Source organism: Ruegeria sp. BB9, from assembly GCF_056539345.1.
The window spans coordinates 662,759-678,664 of the sequence record NZ_JBQFUU010000002.1; the positions used below are offsets into that span (position 1 = coordinate 662,759).

Genomic DNA, 15,906 nt, shown 5'->3' on the forward strand with positions numbered 1-15,906 from the left:
TGATCGCGGTTGCCGGTGCGATGGTGGCCAGCAACCGGGTCAGGTAAGATCTGGTCGCCCTGATCGTCGTGATCGCGCTTATCCTTTCCGGCATATTGGCGTCTGGCCAGGCGATGTCGGGATTTGGCAGCCCGGTCGTGATCATGGTGGCCGCGCTTCTGATCATTGGTGAAATGCTGGATCGCACCGGTATTGCGCACAGCATCGGAAACCTGATCCTGCGCTACGGGGGTAACAGCGAGACTCGATTGCTTGTTTTCCTCATGGTCGGTGCCGGCATTCTGGGATCTGTCATGAGTTCTACGGCCATCGTGGCGATTTTCGTCCCTATCATCCTGCGCATTGCCGCCAAAACCGGTCTCCATCAGTCGCGCCTGCTGCTTCCGATGTCATATGCAGCTTTGATCAGTGGAATGCTGACCTTGATCGCGACGGCACCCAACCTCGTCGTCAGTGATACCTTGCAGGAGGGTGGATACGAGCCGCTCGGCTTCTTCAGCTTTTTCCCGATCGGGCTGTTTGTTCTAGTGGTCGCGATCCTTTACAGCCTTACGATTGCGCGGCCCATGCTGGCCGGAGACGACGCGGCGGTCGAGGCTGAACGACCGAGCGAAGGCACGGCGTCACGGCGGGCGTCGTCCCTGAAACTGCTCGAGACTTTCGCGCTACTCGACAAGTTTTACCTCGTTTCGGTGGTTCACAAACCTCAATCCGACCTCCGCTCGATCTTCAGTGGGATAATCGCGCGCGTTCTGGCGCGCAAGCGACCGCCGAAACGCAAGGCGGACGCCTTCGTTCCAGAAATGGAACTGATGACGAGGGACGCCTGTTGGTTGTCGGGGAACCGGCAGAGCTTGCCATACTGTCGGATCAATCCGCATTTCGCGTTGTCGGCGTGATCGAGGAAGAGACCACGGAATGGGGCACAGGCGTGGCATTGGCCGACATGCTTGTCCATCCGGAGGCCCGGATCATTGGGCGCACGGTCTCGGAATACGCATTTCGCGATATCCACGGTGTCGATGTCATTGGTGTGCTTCGGGGCGAAGACCGTCTGGACGACCCGTTTCGTACCGAACTCAAGGCCGGTGACCGGATCCTGATCGCCGGACCGGTGAGTAACATCGACGCCTTCGCCGAATTGAACCATGATTTCGTGCTGTTGCACTTGCCAACCGAGCGCGAATATGTCCCGCTGGTCCCGGACAAATACCTGAGTTCCCTGGCCATTCTGGTCATGATGGTTGTCCTCAGCGTCTCTGGCCTGGTGCCGGTGGTTGTGGCCGTCTTGCTGGCGGCCATCGCAGCAGTTCTGTTTCGCACCATTTCGCCCGAACGTGCCTACGGGGCGATCCACTGGAGCAGCATCGTTCTGATCGCAGGCATGCTGCCCCTTGCCGATGCCTTGCAGGTCACCGGTGGCGCGGACCTTGTTGCAGACGCGCTGATTTCTTTCGTGGGGGACGGTTCGCCAAGGGCAATGATGGGAATGCTGTTCTTCCTGACAGCGGCCCAGGGGCTGGTCCTGTCCAATACCGCGACCTCAGTTCTGGTCGCACCGATTTCCGTGACCGCCGCCGAGACCATGGGAGTGTCGCCGTATCCATTCGTCATATGTGTCCTGCTGGCAGCGTCTTCGGCCTTTTCCACCCCGGTGTCGACGCCGGTGATCACACTGGTCGTGGCACCGGGCGGCTACAGGTTTGCCGACTTCCTGAAAATCGGTTTGCCGCTGACCGTTCTTGTGGGTGTGATTGCTGTCGCGATCACACCAGTGTTCTTCCCGCTGTAGGTCAGAACCCTCCGAACGCGCCGGCAAGAAGAATGATGGCGACCAGCGCGAGGAACGGAATGACGACCGCAGTCACAAAGATATCGAAGTAGCTGTCCTTGTGAGTCAGTTTCGCGATCGCGAGAACCGTGATGACGGCCCCGTTATGGGGCAGCGCGTCCAAGGCGCCGGAAGAGACCGAAGTCACACGGTGCATGGCCTCCAACGAGGTGCCCGAGCTGTCCGCCATGGTACGGAAAGTGTCGCCGAGCGCGTCCAGCGCTATGCTCATCCCGCCCGAGGCGGACCCCGTCATGGCCGACAGGGTCGTGACCGACATCGCAACCGAAACCAGCGGGTTTCCCCCGCTGGCAGACATCAGGGCTTCGGTTACCAGGGCGAAAGCGGGCAGGGCGGCGACCACACCACCGAAACCCACCAGGCTGGCCGTGTTAAAGATCGGCAGCACTGACGCATCCGCCCCCTTGTTGAGCGTTTCGCGCAGGTCCCGGTATTGCCGCCAGTTCACAGCAATCAAGAACAGGATGGATGTGGTCAGCGCAACCACGATTGCCCAGACACCACCCACGGCTTCGACCGAGGTTTCCCCAAAAAGTGGCTTGGCCAGATAGTCGGTGTCGAGATGGGGAAGCAGAAAGGACACGAAGAGCAGGTTCACCGCCACCACGATCACGATGGGCGCCGTGGCGAGGATGATCCCCGGTGGGGTCAGGTCAGGATCGGCGGGGTCAATCTCGTTTACATCAAACCCTTCGTTTGACGTTTGCGCCCGCATGATGCTGTCAGGCTCGGGCACGGCGTCCTCGTGGGCGCCGTATCCTTCTGCGCTTGTTCTCGCCGACCGCTCGCGGAAATTGAGCCAGGCAATACCCAGGCCGAACATGATGATCGCGGCGAAGATGCCCAACCCGGGCGCGGCAAAGGCAGTGGTGCCGAAGTACGGCATCGGAATGGCATTCTGGATGGCGGGCGTGCCCGGCATCGCTGACATGGTGAAAGTGAATGCCCCCAAGGCGATCGCGCCTGGAATCAACCGTTTGGGCACGTCCGCATCACGAAACAACGCTGCGGCGATGGGAAAGATGGCAAAGGCCACCACGAAAAGCGACACCCCGCCATACGTCAGAACCGCACAGCAGATGACCACGGACAGGATCGCGTTGCCCTTGCCAAGCTTTGCGACGATCCATCGCGCAATCGCGTTTGCGGACCCGCTGTCGTCCATGAGCTTGCCGAAGATGGCCCCCAGAAAGAACAGGGGAAAGAAGGCAAAGATGAAGTCGGCCGCGTTCATCATGAAAACCTGGGTATAGGCCGCGATGGGCGGTAACCCACCGGTCAGGATCGCCGCAAGCAAGGCCATCAAAGGCGCCAGGATGAGCAACGTGATGCCTTTGAAGGCAAGGTACATCAGAAGGATCAGGGGCAGCAGGATGCCCAGCAATTCGTAACTCACAACGGCAGCTTTCGTTTGGTCCCCGGTTCAAGGTGCGCCGGTTCAAGGCTTTCTTCCCACAGCGGCTGTGGCGTCCATGTCGATTGTACGCCGATATGGGCGGCATTCTCGTCCAGCCAATCCGACGCAGCCTTGTGCCCAATGTCGAACAGGTGGCGCAGAAACGCCTCCTCGGCGTTCAGCTTGCTGGATGCGCCAAGGCCACAGAGATCGCGTTCGGCGCCGATGACGTGAAGTCGCGAATCCCTGTAGGCCTCGCGGTCGAGGTTCTCATGGTGGATGATCTCCCATAGGAAACCGAGCGCCCGCAGCTCTTTGACAAGGCTGCTGTTGAACGTGATTTCGTTGAGTCGGTTGTCAATCTCGGCGGCCGTCGTAGGAATCTCGTCCCGCTCGAACGGATTGATTTGGACAAGAATGACGTCGCGGGCCGTGGTTTCGTCAATGAGGGGAAAAAGCGGCGGGTTGCCCATGTATCCGCCATCCCAATAGGCTTCGCCGTCGATCTCCACAGCCTTGAACAGTTTTGGAAGGCAGGCCGATGCCATGACCGTGTCGACGCTGATGTCCGGTTGCCGAAAAATCTTGGGGCGCCCGGTCCGCACATTCGTTGCGCACAAGAAAAGCTTGATGTCCTCGGATCCGTTGACTAGGTCGAAGTCAAAGCACTTTGCCACGATGTCCCGCAGCGGGTTCACGTTGGCCGGGTTCAGTTGATAGGGCGAAAGCAACCGCCCGAAAATCTCGGAAGCAAGATAGGTCGGAGAATAGTCCAGCGACCAGCGACCCAAAAACCTGTCCAGCGGACCGCGTCGGATCGGGCTGAGCCGTGCAGCCCGGCTTACGTCCATCCAGTATTTCTCAAGCAGTTCCTGCGCGCGCGGGTTTCCACCCTCGAGGAGCCCTTGAACCAAAGCGACGGCATTCATCGCCCCGGCGCTGGTCCCCGAGACGCCCTGGATGCCAAGCCAGTCCTCTTCCAGAAGCCTGCTCAGCACGCCCCAGGTAAAGGCCCCGTGGGAACCGCCGCCCTGCAACGCGATGTCTACCTTCACCGCAGCCCTTTGTTCACTTGCCATGGTTTGTATCTCTGATTTCTGCGCTGTGGACGCGGCAATGCCGCCAGTATCGTTGCGATGATTGCTGTGCCTGGAGCTTTCATTGAACGGGTAGAATAGGTGACAAGGCTACAGGATGGGATGAAAAAAAGATCTGGCGGCCTGGCAGTCTGGCGCCAAAACAGCCGGGAAAGTGCTTGAATGCCCGAAAGCGCGGCATCTGGCAACGCTCTGGCAAGGGCCAGTCCGCTGTCGGGGAAAAACCTCGGACTTGCCCGAACCGGGTTTGCTTTATGGGATCGCTTACCTCAGAAACGGTACCAAGCATCGCGGTCAAACCTTCTCTGGTGTCGCCATAGGTGCCGGTAAGGGTAAACTCCATGTTGTTTCCGATCTGCTTGTAGATGCCAAACCGACCGGCCCATTCCTCATGCTCCATACCGATGTTGAAGTTCAGGTTGGGGCCACCCGGAATGGGAATGGTTCCGGCCATCTGGCTGTCGAGCTTGAGCCAGTCGGCACCGATCATCACGCGCAGGCGATGCCGCGGAAAATAGTATCCGATCTGGGGCGCAATCAAGTGTGATGTCGCTTTTGTGCCGGCTTCTTCGGTTGTTGTGGTCAACACTGTTCCGGTGACCGAGGCGAAGTAGTTGCGCCAGCCCCCCGCGAGCGTTGCGCCGCCACCGACCACAGTGGAATTGATGTCGATTTGTTCTTCGATGATTGGAGGCAGCCCAACCAGCTGACCAAGACCGGTCGTCCGGATCTTCAGGCTTCCGGTGGCTTCCAGCTTGCCAAAAAGGCCCATTAGGTTCAGGAATGGAAACGGAAACCAGTCGATCCGGACTTGGGGTGATTTCGCGTGGATGTCGATGCCTGACCCGTTGGGGTTGAAGATTGCCTCGATCGGCTCGCGTATCCCATTGATTTCAAAGCTTGAGAAAGTGAACCTTGTTGTGATGTCGTTGTACATCACGCTGACGCCGAACGGCTTGGGAAACTCGTAGCCGGCCGCCCTGGCCTGCCTGCCGAAGATCGGGAATGTCCGGTCAATGTTCACCCGCACCGGATTGTTGAACGAGGCGAGGTCCACGCGTCTCAGAGCTGCGGCACTTTTGGGTGTTACGTCGTTTCCGTCCTCATCGACATAGCTGATCGCAGTTGTCCGAACCGTCGTGACAAACTGCCCGCCATTTGGCACCAGGCCGAGGAACAAATCTCTTGCCACGATCACGTTGACCGAATCCTGGATAACATCTGTTTCGTTCTTCGCCCGAGAGAAACGGACATCCAGCGTGTAGTCTGACACGCGGGTGCCGTCGTGCAGGAAGGTGCGGCCTTCATCTAGCGTCAGAACAATCCGGGTTACGCGGTCGCCATCCACCCAGATCCGCCCCTGTAGGAAGCGGATCCACGCGATGTCTTGCGCCAGCGCAAACGGGCTGTAGCGAAACGTGTAGACGGCGGTTGACCCGTTGGAGGATTCCAGCCGGACGCTTTCAGGGTCGTATGACAGATCCAGCGATCTGATTTCGTGCTGAAGCCGCATCCTGGCTTCCAGGACACTGCGAAACCGGCGGGTCGAGGCGGTCGTCGGGGTCGGCTTGTCGAACTTCAGGACCAGATCGATCCCCGACGGGGTTCTGGGATCGAATTCAATCAACACGCGATCGCTAAGGGTTTCTTCCGCGGTACGGATCTCGATTTCGGCAAACCGGGTATAGCGCAGATCCGTTGACAATTCGGAAACCATAAGTTCCAGTGTCTTGGGATCGATCCCGCGGTCGGTTAGAGGATCGGCATTCGCGATCGCGGCGACACCGATGGCAAAGACCACAAGTGCTACGTTCGAGATCCAGCGCTTCAACATAGGAGTTGTCCTGGTTGTGTGTGCATTTGAAGGACGGGGTCGAACGGATCGCACATCGTTTGAAAGCCGATTGTCACTGCTATCGACGTCCTCTGGTTCAACGGGTTCCGACCGGGTTCTAGGGTCAAAAAACTCATGCCTTGGAAGAGAGACCTTTCCTCAACTGCAAGTATTGCTAAGGGACAAAACCTTGTCGCAAAAGTCCTGGGCCATTTTGGCTCACTTCGATTTGGACAAATCAAAGCCACCACCCATTATCAAAGCGCGTGCGAGGTCAAATCAGGGCGACAGTTTTTAGTAAACCAGTGCTGTGCACCGGGTTCTTGAGAGGTGGTTCAATTGCCAAACTACGATCAGAAGGGGGCCGTGGAGCACTTTCCCGATGGCGGAGTGCAATGCGCCGGCTCGGCTGGGACAGACGCCACGCACATGGTTGACGGCCCGATCGGCGCCTAGGTTCGGACGACGCATTCAGGAGCGGGGAAAGTGCAGGATCTACCATTCTGGAAAGCGGTTCTGATCACGCTTGGTGTTTTGGTCGCGGCCGGAAGCTATTTTTTTGTCACGTCGTTGTTTGGTCTCAAAAATCCCTGGATCGCCTTTGTTGCGGTCACCGTCTGGAGCGCCACCGGCATGAAATTGGATCAGGCGCCCGGGATCTTCGTCGGCGGTGCGGTTGGGCTTCTGATCTCCTGGTCGATTGCGGAGTTTCCTGCGCTTTTCGGCGATATCGCGGTGATCGTCCCGCTGACTGCAATCATTCTGGCCATTGCGTGCAAGATCAAGGACATGCTGCCGCTGGTCTGCAATTTCGGGCTTTTCGCCTTCCTGACCATCGGCACGGCGCCAGTCCTGTTGGAGCAGGACATGCATCTGATCTACCTGAGGGATCTGGCATTCGGCGCAGTTTGCTTCTGGTTGTTGCCATGGTTGGTCGTACGGCTGCGACCTGACCCCGCGGGACCGGAACGTTGAGGCTGCAACCACGTGAGGTCGGTCACGGGTAGTTTTCGATCGGCACGGAAAACATGGAGGATTTGAAAAATGGGACGCTGTAATAGCCGGGTGGCCTTTGTAACGGGCGCGAGCCGGGGGATCGGCAAGGCAATCGCCATGCGGCTGGCCTCGGAAGGGGCATCGGTGGTCTTGAACGCACCCGTGATGGGGGAAGAAGACGGCCTGCCGGGAACGCTCGAATCCGCCGTGGCGGATATCGAGGCAATGGGCGGCAAGGCGGCCGCGATTGCGTGCGACCTGGCGGACCCCGAGGCGCGTGCCGGGTTGATGGATCGGGCAAGCGCCTTCTTCGGACCCATCGACATTCTGGTGAACAACGCCGCCTACGGAATCATGAAGTCGCTCACCGAGATCGAAAACAGCGAGATGACCTTCATGTTCGAATTGAACGTCATCGCCCCGGTGGACCTTGCCCGGCAATGTCTGCCGGAAATGAAGAAGCGGGGGGCGGGGTGGATCCTGAACATCGGAAGCGGTTCGGCCCGGGTCGATGAACTTCCTGGTCGGGCGGGCATTCCAATCGAGGCGACGTATTCCATGGGCGGTTACGGAACGACCAAGGCCGCGCTGGACCGCGCGACTTTGGCCCTTGCCCGCGAGCTTCAACCACATGGCATTTTCGTCAATTCGATGCGCCCGACGGCCATCGTTCTGACCTCGGGGGCCGGCTTTACCCGGATGATCGCGAAGACCAATCCCGACATGCTGGAACCGGTCGAGGTGATGTCCGAAGGCGCGCTGGAGCTGTGCACGGGAAGGCATGCGGGTCGGGTGATCGCGAGCCGTGAAATCATCTTCTACGTCGGCGGCAAGGTTCACAGCCTGGACGGGAAGAAGGTCATCGGCGATGCCTTCTTGTTGGGCGACCCTGAAGGCACCACCGACTGACTACCGGCATTGATGATTCCGCTCCCGTAGCAAGCTTGCGGCTTCGGGACCTGCGGGCGGGCGGCAGTCTTGGTTGCTCATGCCCCGGAAAACACCGGCGGCGTCAAAAGATGCCGTTCTCTGCTTTCTTGATGACGGGCCACCACACGTGGTTCTCCAACATCTCGAAGTTAGCCGCTTCGGGGCCGAACCTTTGTTTGAACACCTTGAGCAGTTCCTTGTTCAGGTGGACCCCGCCGTGAACGTAATCGGCGATCGCCCGATGAAAGCTGGAGTTGAACGCAACCTGCATCTGGTTGATCTGCACACCGTGCTCGGTCCGCTCAATCGCGTTTCCCGCGTCCAGAAGGTCCAGCTGACGGCGGACAGATGTCTGGGGCATGTTGGTGTAGGTGGCCAGCGCCCGGGTGCTCCATGGCTGACGATGCACCAACAAGGCCTGGTGAACGCGTTGCAGGGGTTCGGGGTAGTTGAACCAGTCGAACGTGATTTTCCACCTTCGCCAGAGGCGCAGCTGGTCACGTTCGTCGTCGGTGTAGTCAAGTTCCATCCGGAGCATTCCAAGCTGAAGCAGAGCGATACGCAAATAAGTGATTGCCGAAACATCAAATGTCAAACTGGCATAGCGAGTTCGGGGATCAAGCCGGCGCGCCGGCAGGAGAAATTTTGGTGAGATGCGAATACGAAAGCCCCCCGCATGGCACTCTCAGGCCAGTCTTGGACAGCTGCATGCTGTCATCTTTGACAGCAGGTGGCGAGTAAGGATCAAGAGCAGTTCAGTTGTTGACCCAATGCCGGCCCGATACTGGTATCTGCTGCGGCCGACGGATGTCAGTCTTGCCGACGCGCAGCCGATGGCTGGTTGAACATCACTGCAAAAGGCATGCAGGGACAGCATTCCATGGATATTTTCCGAACCCCTGTCCTTGTTCGGTCGTGCCGAATGGCCTACACGGTCAGGACTGCTTTTCCAGCCACGGCAGGATGGTGTCCGTGTGCCTGTCGGCCAATCCTCCCTCGGTCCGGAGAATGAAACTGGCCGCGATGCCATTTCGTTGTGCAAACTCGAACCCTTCGTCCGGCCCCATTACCATCAAGGCCGTCGAAAGCGCATCCGCGGTCATTGCTTGGCGATCGACAACGGTGACAGAGGCCAGAGTATGCGCGACTGGCCGCGCGGTGCGGGGATCAATGACGTGGCTGTAGTTTCGTTCCGCCACCGTGAAGAAGTCGCGATAGTCCCCAGATGTCGCTACCGCCTGATCCTGCAACTGAAGCACGCGGTGAACCTTTCTTTCCGCCGGCTCGGGGCGTTCGATCCCGACACGCCACCCGGACTTGTCAGGCTTCTGCCCCTTGGCCCGCAGCTCGCCACCTATGTCGATGAGATAGCCGGGAACTTCCAGCGCATCCAGCATGGTCGCAAGCCGGTCCACCGCAAACCCCTTGGCAATACCGTTGAGGTCGATGGCAAGATCGGCGGTAGTCTTCCAGCAGCTGCCGTCCTTCAAGTGCAGCCCATCCATGCCGACGACACCCACCGTTTTCGAGACCTGGCGTGCACTGGGTACCTTGTGTGATCCACCAAGGGGGCCAAAACCCCAAAGGTTCACCAAGGGGCCGATCGTCGGATCGAAGGCGCCTTCGGTAAGGTCACGGATACGTCGTGCTTCTTCGACGACCTTGCAGGTGAGGTCCGAGAATGCCAACGGCGAGTTGGGCGCCGCGTCGTTGAACAATGAAACCTCGGAGTTCGCTTTGTAGGTGGACATAAGCCGGTCGACTTCGGCCAAGGTTCCAAGCACGTTCAGTTGAAGACCGTCGTCGAAGCCGAGGCCTTGGGGAAACACGATCCGGTAGTACGTGCCCATCACTCTGCCGGACAAGCTGTCCAACCCGGCTTCCTTGGCCCAAGCCGGGTAGGCGGAGCCGAGAGTCACGCCGTAAAGAACCCCGGCGGTTCCTGCTAGAAACGTCCGTCTGCTCATCATGTTATGTGCTCCGCTTTGGTGTGGTCGAACTGGGCCAATTCTAATGCTCAAGCTTCACCGGCTGAATGTCGGCTGCCACGCCGAGGCCTAGGCTGAACGGGAACGAGACATGGTGAAAGCGCGTCGTCACGTTGTCGTCATGCACTGCGAAACTGATCGTATAGGCGTTTCCGTCGCGCAGGATCTTGTCGTCCTGCGGGTGGCCGGTATCCAACGGGCGCGTCCAGGTCACGGTCCATTCTCCGTCTTTCCAAACGCCTTCCGAGCGGGCGTTGTCGGCGGCTGAACCGGTGGCGTCTTCGCGGCTGAGCAGCCGGCCCGGCAAGACATCGTCTGTCATCCAACCATGGCTTGCGTCATAGGGTTTGGCGTTTTCTTCCCGAATGATCGCAAAGGGTTTCGACAGGTCGCCCACGCTGTCCGTCGTCAGCGACAGAAGACCCGTCACCCCCTCATCGAACATGTAGATGGGGGTCATTGTCGACCGGTCGACATTCCAGCTGAACGGGCCTTTTCCTTCATCAAACAACCGGTATTCCAGAACATACCCGTCGTCTGACATGCCGACCGCATTGCTTCGCGCACCACGCCACTGCATCAGATCCAGAAAACCGCCGTCATTCTTGATTTGGGCGATTTCATCCGCCGACTTGGTCTGGTCCCAGCTCGAACCGTCATCGGTGCGGCTGGAGGGCAGGTACTTCCTTACGTCCCCGACATTCAGAACCGCGCCAAGCAGGTCATGACCGCGCACCTGTTCCGCTGTTGGGCGTTCCGGCATGTCGCGCTGGCCAAGATGACAGGTCAGCCAGCAACCCTGCTCCTGGTAGAGCGGCACCGTTCCGTCATCGATGATCATCGCGATCCGGTCTTCGTAGAGCGGTGGGGTGTCGCCGTTGCGCACCCGGTCGCTGGAACGCGGTCCGCCATAGAATTCCCACGCCTCGCCGTTGAAGCGCATGTAGTCATGCATCTGCCCGGGGCGATCCGCGTTGGTTTTCCACTGAAAACGCCAATACAGGTTTTCGGCGTCATAGGCGGCCTGAACGGCAAGGTCGATCACCCCGTTCTTGCCGTCGATGGGGTTCGGCTCGAGCCGTCCGCCGCCAACGATGCCGTCGCCAAGTGTCGCCTCGGCGTCTGTGTGGCAAGCCGAGCAGGGCTGCCCCTGCGCCACCATGAGGGCGCCGACGCCGTGTTCTTCGCTGCGAAGCCATTGCGAGCTTGAAACCCCGGGATAGAACAGCTTAATCGTCGTGGTGGGTATGTTCGACCAATCGTCCGGCGGGGCGGCAGATATCGACGCCGGCACGGCAAGGCTCCCTGCCGCCAAGACGGCTGATCCGATAATTCCTGTAACTCTACTCATGAAACATCTCCCTGACACGTTCTGCCGACGCACCCGATCGGGCGGGTCGCTTGTTGGGTGATGGCCGCAAACGGTTCGCCGCCATCAGCGCAGATCACTTTGACGCCAGCCATTCCGCGACCGCCGACAGATCCGCGTCGCTTCCAGTCCAGGCAAGCGGATGAGGCGGCCCTGCGCGCAGATAGGCCTCGATGTTGGCCGCATCGCGGCGGCCGCCGATGCCATCGATCTCTAGCCCCATCATCGTCGCTGTGATGTCCTCGCTGCTGACGGAATGACACTGGCTGCAGTTTGCGTCGATAAAGGCCTGCTTTCCGTCAACCGATGGCATGGCGTCATTGCTCGTGGTTTCCGCCGCGGCCACGCGGGTCAGCCGGTCCTGAACCCTGCGGTCGGCAGCATGGGCGATTGCCGGCGGCAGCGAGCCGACAATGTCGTCGCCACGGATCGGGGCAGGGGCGTCCGGCAGGGTCGGGTTGATCGTCGGGACCAGCTCGATACCGTGCCGGGCCGCGACTTCGACCAACAGCGCCTGACCATCCTGGGCCATGTCGACAGCTTGATCGAGGACGCGCAGGGCTTCTCCGGGGCTGTGTGCACCTGTCGAATTGGACGCACCGATCCAGTCCCAACGCATGCTGGCGCGCCGGTGATAGTCGAGCACCAGTGACAGTTCTTCGCTGATTGCGCCTTCGCGCTCGGCTGCGTCCGCAATCTGCGAGAAGGGTTCCAGTCCGGCGAGGGTTTCGCGAACCGTCGCGACGTCTTCGATCAGGGCAAGCACCGCCTTTTCAGCCGTCAGATAGGCCGCGATCACGTCCACCTGAATGTCATAGACCCGCTGATACATCTCGTCGGCGGTCATGCTGTTGTGGCAGCTCAGGCAGTTTTCGATCTTCTTCAGCGGTGAACCCATCGTGTGATCGGTCACCTGTCGCCCGTTCCACTCGGTTTTCGGCATGTGGCAGTCGACGCATCCGATCATGCTGGAATGAACCCCGCTCGACACCACTTCGAATTCCGGGTGCTGCATCTTGAGCATCGGGGCCTTGGTTACCGCGTGGGTCCAGTCCTGCGCAAACACGCCGGATTCGCGCGCGGTGTCATAGTATTCCTCGACCATCTCGAAGCGCAGGGGCTGATCCTTTGGCCACTCGGTCCAGGGATAGGTCAGGATCGCGTCCTGACCCTGAAAGTAGTATTCGACGTGGCATTGCGCGCACACATAGTCGCGCATCTCCCGCGGCGAACCTTTGAGCCCGCTCGCCGGGTCTTCTTCGTAGCCGCGCATCACCATGGCGTCGATGAATGCCTGCCTGTTCACGCGCAGACTCATGTCAGACGGGTTGTGGCAATCGTTGCAGGAACTGCCCAGTTGAGCGCCCTCGACACCATGCCCGTATTCACCGCGAAGTTTTTCGATCGTATCCCAATAGGGTGTGCGGTTGAACTCGGCCCAACCCATCTCTTCGGTGAGTATGGGGGACCAGCCGCTGTGGCAGTTCATGCATGCGCCGGGCTGGCCGTTGAAGGCGGGAAGACCATGAGCATTGAGATATTCCTTGTCGTTGCGCTTGGTCTCCATCTGGTCGATCTGCGTATAGTAGTGACCGCGATCTTCGTTGAAATCGACGGCAAAGGCATAGCCTGCCCAAAGAGCCTGCTTGCCCGGATAGCGGATCAGCTTGCTGTACGGGTAGTTGCCGCCAAAGGGGGTTGGATTGTCCATCTCTTTGGTGGTCATGTACATTTCAACGTAGTCCGGCCATTCCTCGGCCCAGGCTTCAATCCGGGGATCGTCCCCATCGGGTGAGGCAAAAACAATCGCCGCGGAAAGCGCCGAGGCAATGCCGGCTGCGGCGATCAAATCTGGTCTCGGCGTCTTCCAATCCATCAAATCTCCTCCCTTTGAACTGCAAAACTGCATTCAGTGGCTTTCTTCCACGGCTTCCGTACACCCGGCATTTGCGCGGATATCCGACGCTTGATCACAGATCATGCGGGTCGTGGCATGTTGCGCATTGCAGCGTTTCGATCTGTATCCCGTTGTTTTCGAAGTCTTCGTGCTTCGAATTTGTCAGCCCGTGACAACTTGCACAAAGGGCTCTTTGCCCTGCCAGCTCTGCCAACGGGTTCTCGGTCGCGTGAACCTCGTGACAGGTCGAGCAGGTCATGCCGCTGACATCATGAGAGCTGCCCAACCAACCTATGCCCAGGCGCCCCCCGGACGTGTTGGCGTGGCAACCCAGGCAGGTGTCGAACTGGCCCTCCTTGGGCCGCCCGGCATAGCTGAAATCGTTGAGAGGCGGGAACCCGACACCCCCCCGGGCACTTGAAACATGAAAGCTGCCCGGGCCGTGGCAGGACTCGCACCCCTGTTGGCCATAGGGCGCATGGGGATTGTCCGCGTCCCCGTGCGGTGTCTCGGCCATAAGCGTCATCTCCGGGCCGCCGTGACAGGTCAGGCATGCCTCCGGCCCGCCGTCGGTGTGTTTTGCCTCCGGCAGGTTCCGAAGGCTTTGAGCCTGTGTTCCGTCCAGCCAGACACCCACCGAAAGGATGCTGACCACCGCAAACATCACGGCCGCCATCGGGCTTCGGACCGAGTTGAATTTCGAGATTTTGCGCCAGAATTTCATGCGTCACCCATCAACTCGACCACTGCCAGCGATCCGTCAATGCGGCGATGATGTCCCGCCGGCTGATCACGCCGACCAGATCGCCACCGGCAACGACCGGATAAAGCCGGTGCGGAAGGTGAAGCAGGCTGCGGGTGGCGCTGATCAGGCCTTCGTCCGGGCCCACGGTCTTGACATCGCTTGCCATAAAATCGCCGACGAGCCCCGCAAGTTCTGAATGGTAGGTGGCCTGCAGAACGCCCCTTATGCAGTCCCGGTCGCTGAGGATGCCGGTAAGCGCGCCCCTGTCGTCGACTACTGGCGCATTGGATATGTCGTGCGCGTGCATTAGGTGCAGAGCTCGCAAAATCTCTGTGTCCGGTTTGACCGAGATGACGGTCCGGGTCATGTAGTCGCGCACACGCATGATCAGCCCCTTTCCTCGTCGGTTCCTGAAGCCGACGCCGACTTGTTCGGACAATCCTTGCGGCAACGCTGGCACCCGCCGGGGGTGCAGCCGGTTGGCAGCTCACCGTTTCGAAGCACCTGGATGCCAACCAAGATCAGCATGCTGATGAAGAACAGGATGAATGTGGCCAGCAGGACTTCCATTCGATTACCCTCCGAAATCGTCCAGCATGATGTTCTCGGCGTCCACGCCTTGCGAGTCGAGCATGTCGATCACCGCTTCGTTCATGACCGGCGGGCCGCACATGTAGTACTCGCAGTCCTCGGGCTCGGGATGCTTAGACAGATACTCCTGATAGAGCACTTCGTGGACGAACCCCGTCAGCCCGGTCCAGTTGTCCTCGGGCAGCGGTTCGGACAGCACAAGATGCCACGAGAAGTTGTCATGTTCGCGGGCCAACTTGTCGAACATTTCGACGTAGAACGCCTCGCGCAGGCTGCGCGCGCCGTACCAGAAACTGATCTTCCGCTTTGTCTTCAGCGTGCGCAACTGGTGCAGAATGTGGGACCGCATCGGCGCCATGCCCGCCCCACCACCGATGAAGACCATCTCGGCGTCCGTCTCTTTTGCAAAGAACTCGCCATAGGGGCCGGATACGACAACCTTGTCCCCGGGCTTGCAGCCGAAGATGTAGGACGAGACGATTCCCGGTGGCGCGTCCGGCGCCTGTGGCGGCGGTGTCGCGATGCGGACGTTCAGGATGATGATGTCGTCTTCGGCAGGGTAGTTCGCCATCGAATAGGCGCGCAGCGTCGACTCGGTCACATTCGATTTCAGGTCGAGAAGCTTGTATTTTTCCCAGTCTTCCCTGTATTCGCCCGGAATATCGATCTGCCTGAAATCAAGGGAGTAGGGAGATGTTTCGATCTGGACGTAACCGCCGGCCCGGAAGTCGATCTTCTCACCTTTGGGCAGTTCAAGGACGAACTCCTTGATGAAGGTCGCCAGGTTCTCGTTCGAGCGAACCGTGCAGGTCCAGCGGTTCACCCCAAAGACGTCGTCGGGCACCTCGATCTTCATGTCGTTGTCGACGCTGACCTGACAGGCGAGGCGCAAACCGGTTGCAGCCTCCTTCTTGTTGATGAAGGACTTTTCGGTTGCCAGCAATTCGCCGCCGCCCTCGAGCACCCGCACCTTGCATTGGCCACACGTGCCGCCGCCGCCGCATGCAGACGCGAGAAACAGGTTGCTGTCGCCCAGGGCGACCAACAGCTTGCCCCCCGGATCCATCTTGATGTCACGGCTGTCGTTGATGTTCACCGTAATCTGGCCCTGGGGAACAAGGCGCGACCGGGCAAGGAGCACAAGGACCCCGAGGCTCGACACGATGACCATGAACAGCAGGACGGAGACGATGATTTCGGTGCCGGCCATC

Annotated in this window: 15 protein-coding genes; 4 read left to right on the forward strand and 11 right to left on the reverse strand. The window is 59.5% G+C overall.

Annotated features, from left to right (window positions below; all coding sequences use genetic code 11):
- Positions 1-59 precede the first annotated feature (59 nt).
- Both ACR0FC_RS10685 and ACR0FC_RS10690 read left to right on the forward strand, forming a co-directional pair.
- A complete protein-coding gene (locus ACR0FC_RS10685) occupies positions 60-899 on the forward strand; it encodes an SLC13 family permease (RefSeq protein ID WP_302476851.1) in 840 nt (279 codons plus the stop codon).
- Positions 830-1,792: an SLC13 family permease gene (locus tag ACR0FC_RS10690; protein ID WP_170340466.1), complete on the forward strand. Its 963-nt coding sequence runs from the start codon at positions 830-832 to the stop codon at positions 1,790-1,792. The genes ACR0FC_RS10685 and ACR0FC_RS10690 overlap by 70 nt, the downstream gene beginning before the upstream one ends.
- 1 nt (position 1,793) lies before the next feature.
- On the opposite strand, the gene ACR0FC_RS10695 is transcribed toward ACR0FC_RS10690, so the two are convergent.
- From ACR0FC_RS10695 to ACR0FC_RS10705, 3 genes are all read right to left on the reverse strand, one after another.
- Positions 1,794-3,248 (reverse strand): GntP family permease, encoded by a 1,455-nt coding sequence (locus tag ACR0FC_RS10695; protein ID WP_315901672.1) that lies wholly within the window; start codon positions 3,246-3,248, stop codon positions 1,794-1,796.
- Complete coding sequence (locus tag ACR0FC_RS10700; RefSeq protein ID WP_170340468.1) at positions 3,245-4,327, reverse strand: patatin-like phospholipase family protein; 1,083 nt, start codon at positions 4,325-4,327, stop codon at positions 3,245-3,247. Before ACR0FC_RS10700 ends, ACR0FC_RS10695 begins: the two co-directional genes overlap by 4 nt.
- Positions 4,328-4,406: 79 nt before the next feature.
- On the reverse strand, positions 4,407-6,146 hold the full coding sequence (locus ACR0FC_RS10705) for a hypothetical protein (protein ID WP_170340469.1): 1,740 nt from the start codon (positions 6,144-6,146) through the stop codon (positions 4,407-4,409).
- Positions 6,147-6,665: 519 nt separating this feature from the next.
- On the opposite strand from ACR0FC_RS10705, the gene ACR0FC_RS10710 reads away from it, so the two are divergent.
- Both ACR0FC_RS10710 and ACR0FC_RS10715 read left to right on the forward strand, forming a co-directional pair.
- Positions 6,666-7,154 (forward strand): hypothetical protein, encoded by a 489-nt coding sequence (locus ACR0FC_RS10710; RefSeq protein WP_170340471.1) that lies wholly within the window; start codon positions 6,666-6,668, stop codon positions 7,152-7,154.
- Between the two features lie 69 nt (positions 7,155-7,223).
- On the forward strand, positions 7,224-8,084 hold the full coding sequence (locus ACR0FC_RS10715; RefSeq protein WP_170340473.1) for an SDR family NAD(P)-dependent oxidoreductase: 861 nt from the start codon (positions 7,224-7,226) through the stop codon (positions 8,082-8,084).
- Positions 8,085-8,187: 103 nt separating this feature from the next.
- On the opposite strand, the gene ACR0FC_RS10720 is transcribed toward ACR0FC_RS10715, so the two are convergent.
- The 8 genes from ACR0FC_RS10720 to nqrF form a co-directional block, all read right to left on the reverse strand.
- Complete coding sequence (locus ACR0FC_RS10720; RefSeq protein WP_170340475.1) at positions 8,188-8,634, reverse strand: hypothetical protein; 447 nt, start codon at positions 8,632-8,634, stop codon at positions 8,188-8,190.
- A 406-nt stretch (positions 8,635-9,040) separates the two neighbouring features.
- Positions 9,041-10,075, reverse strand: coding sequence for an FAD:protein FMN transferase (locus tag ACR0FC_RS10725; RefSeq protein ID WP_170340477.1), 1,035 nt, complete (start codon positions 10,073-10,075; stop codon positions 9,041-9,043).
- A gap of 40 nt (positions 10,076-10,115) precedes the next feature.
- Entirely contained in the window at positions 10,116-11,444 is a 1,329-nt protein-coding gene (locus ACR0FC_RS10730) for an ethylbenzene dehydrogenase-related protein (RefSeq protein WP_170340479.1), read from the reverse strand.
- A 94-nt stretch (positions 11,445-11,538) separates the two neighbouring features.
- Complete coding sequence (locus ACR0FC_RS10735; RefSeq protein WP_170340481.1) at positions 11,539-13,338, reverse strand: ammonia-forming cytochrome c nitrite reductase subunit c552; 1,800 nt, start codon at positions 13,336-13,338, stop codon at positions 11,539-11,541.
- Between the two features lie 94 nt (positions 13,339-13,432).
- Complete coding sequence (locus ACR0FC_RS10740) at positions 13,433-14,083, reverse strand: cytochrome c3 family protein (RefSeq protein ID WP_170340483.1); 651 nt, start codon at positions 14,081-14,083, stop codon at positions 13,433-13,435.
- A 10-nt stretch (positions 14,084-14,093) separates the two neighbouring features.
- Positions 14,094-14,489, reverse strand: coding sequence for a CBS domain-containing protein (locus ACR0FC_RS10745; RefSeq protein ID WP_170340485.1), 396 nt, complete (start codon positions 14,487-14,489; stop codon positions 14,094-14,096).
- Between the two features lie 2 nt (positions 14,490-14,491).
- Positions 14,492-14,674, reverse strand: coding sequence for a hypothetical protein (locus ACR0FC_RS10750; protein WP_170340486.1), 183 nt, complete (start codon positions 14,672-14,674; stop codon positions 14,492-14,494).
- Between the two features lie 4 nt (positions 14,675-14,678).
- Positions 14,679-15,905 (reverse strand): NADH:ubiquinone reductase (Na(+)-transporting) subunit F, encoded by a 1,227-nt coding sequence (nqrF, locus tag ACR0FC_RS10755; protein ID WP_170340487.1) that lies wholly within the window; start codon positions 15,903-15,905, stop codon positions 14,679-14,681.
- Position 15,906: the final 1 nt, after the last annotated feature.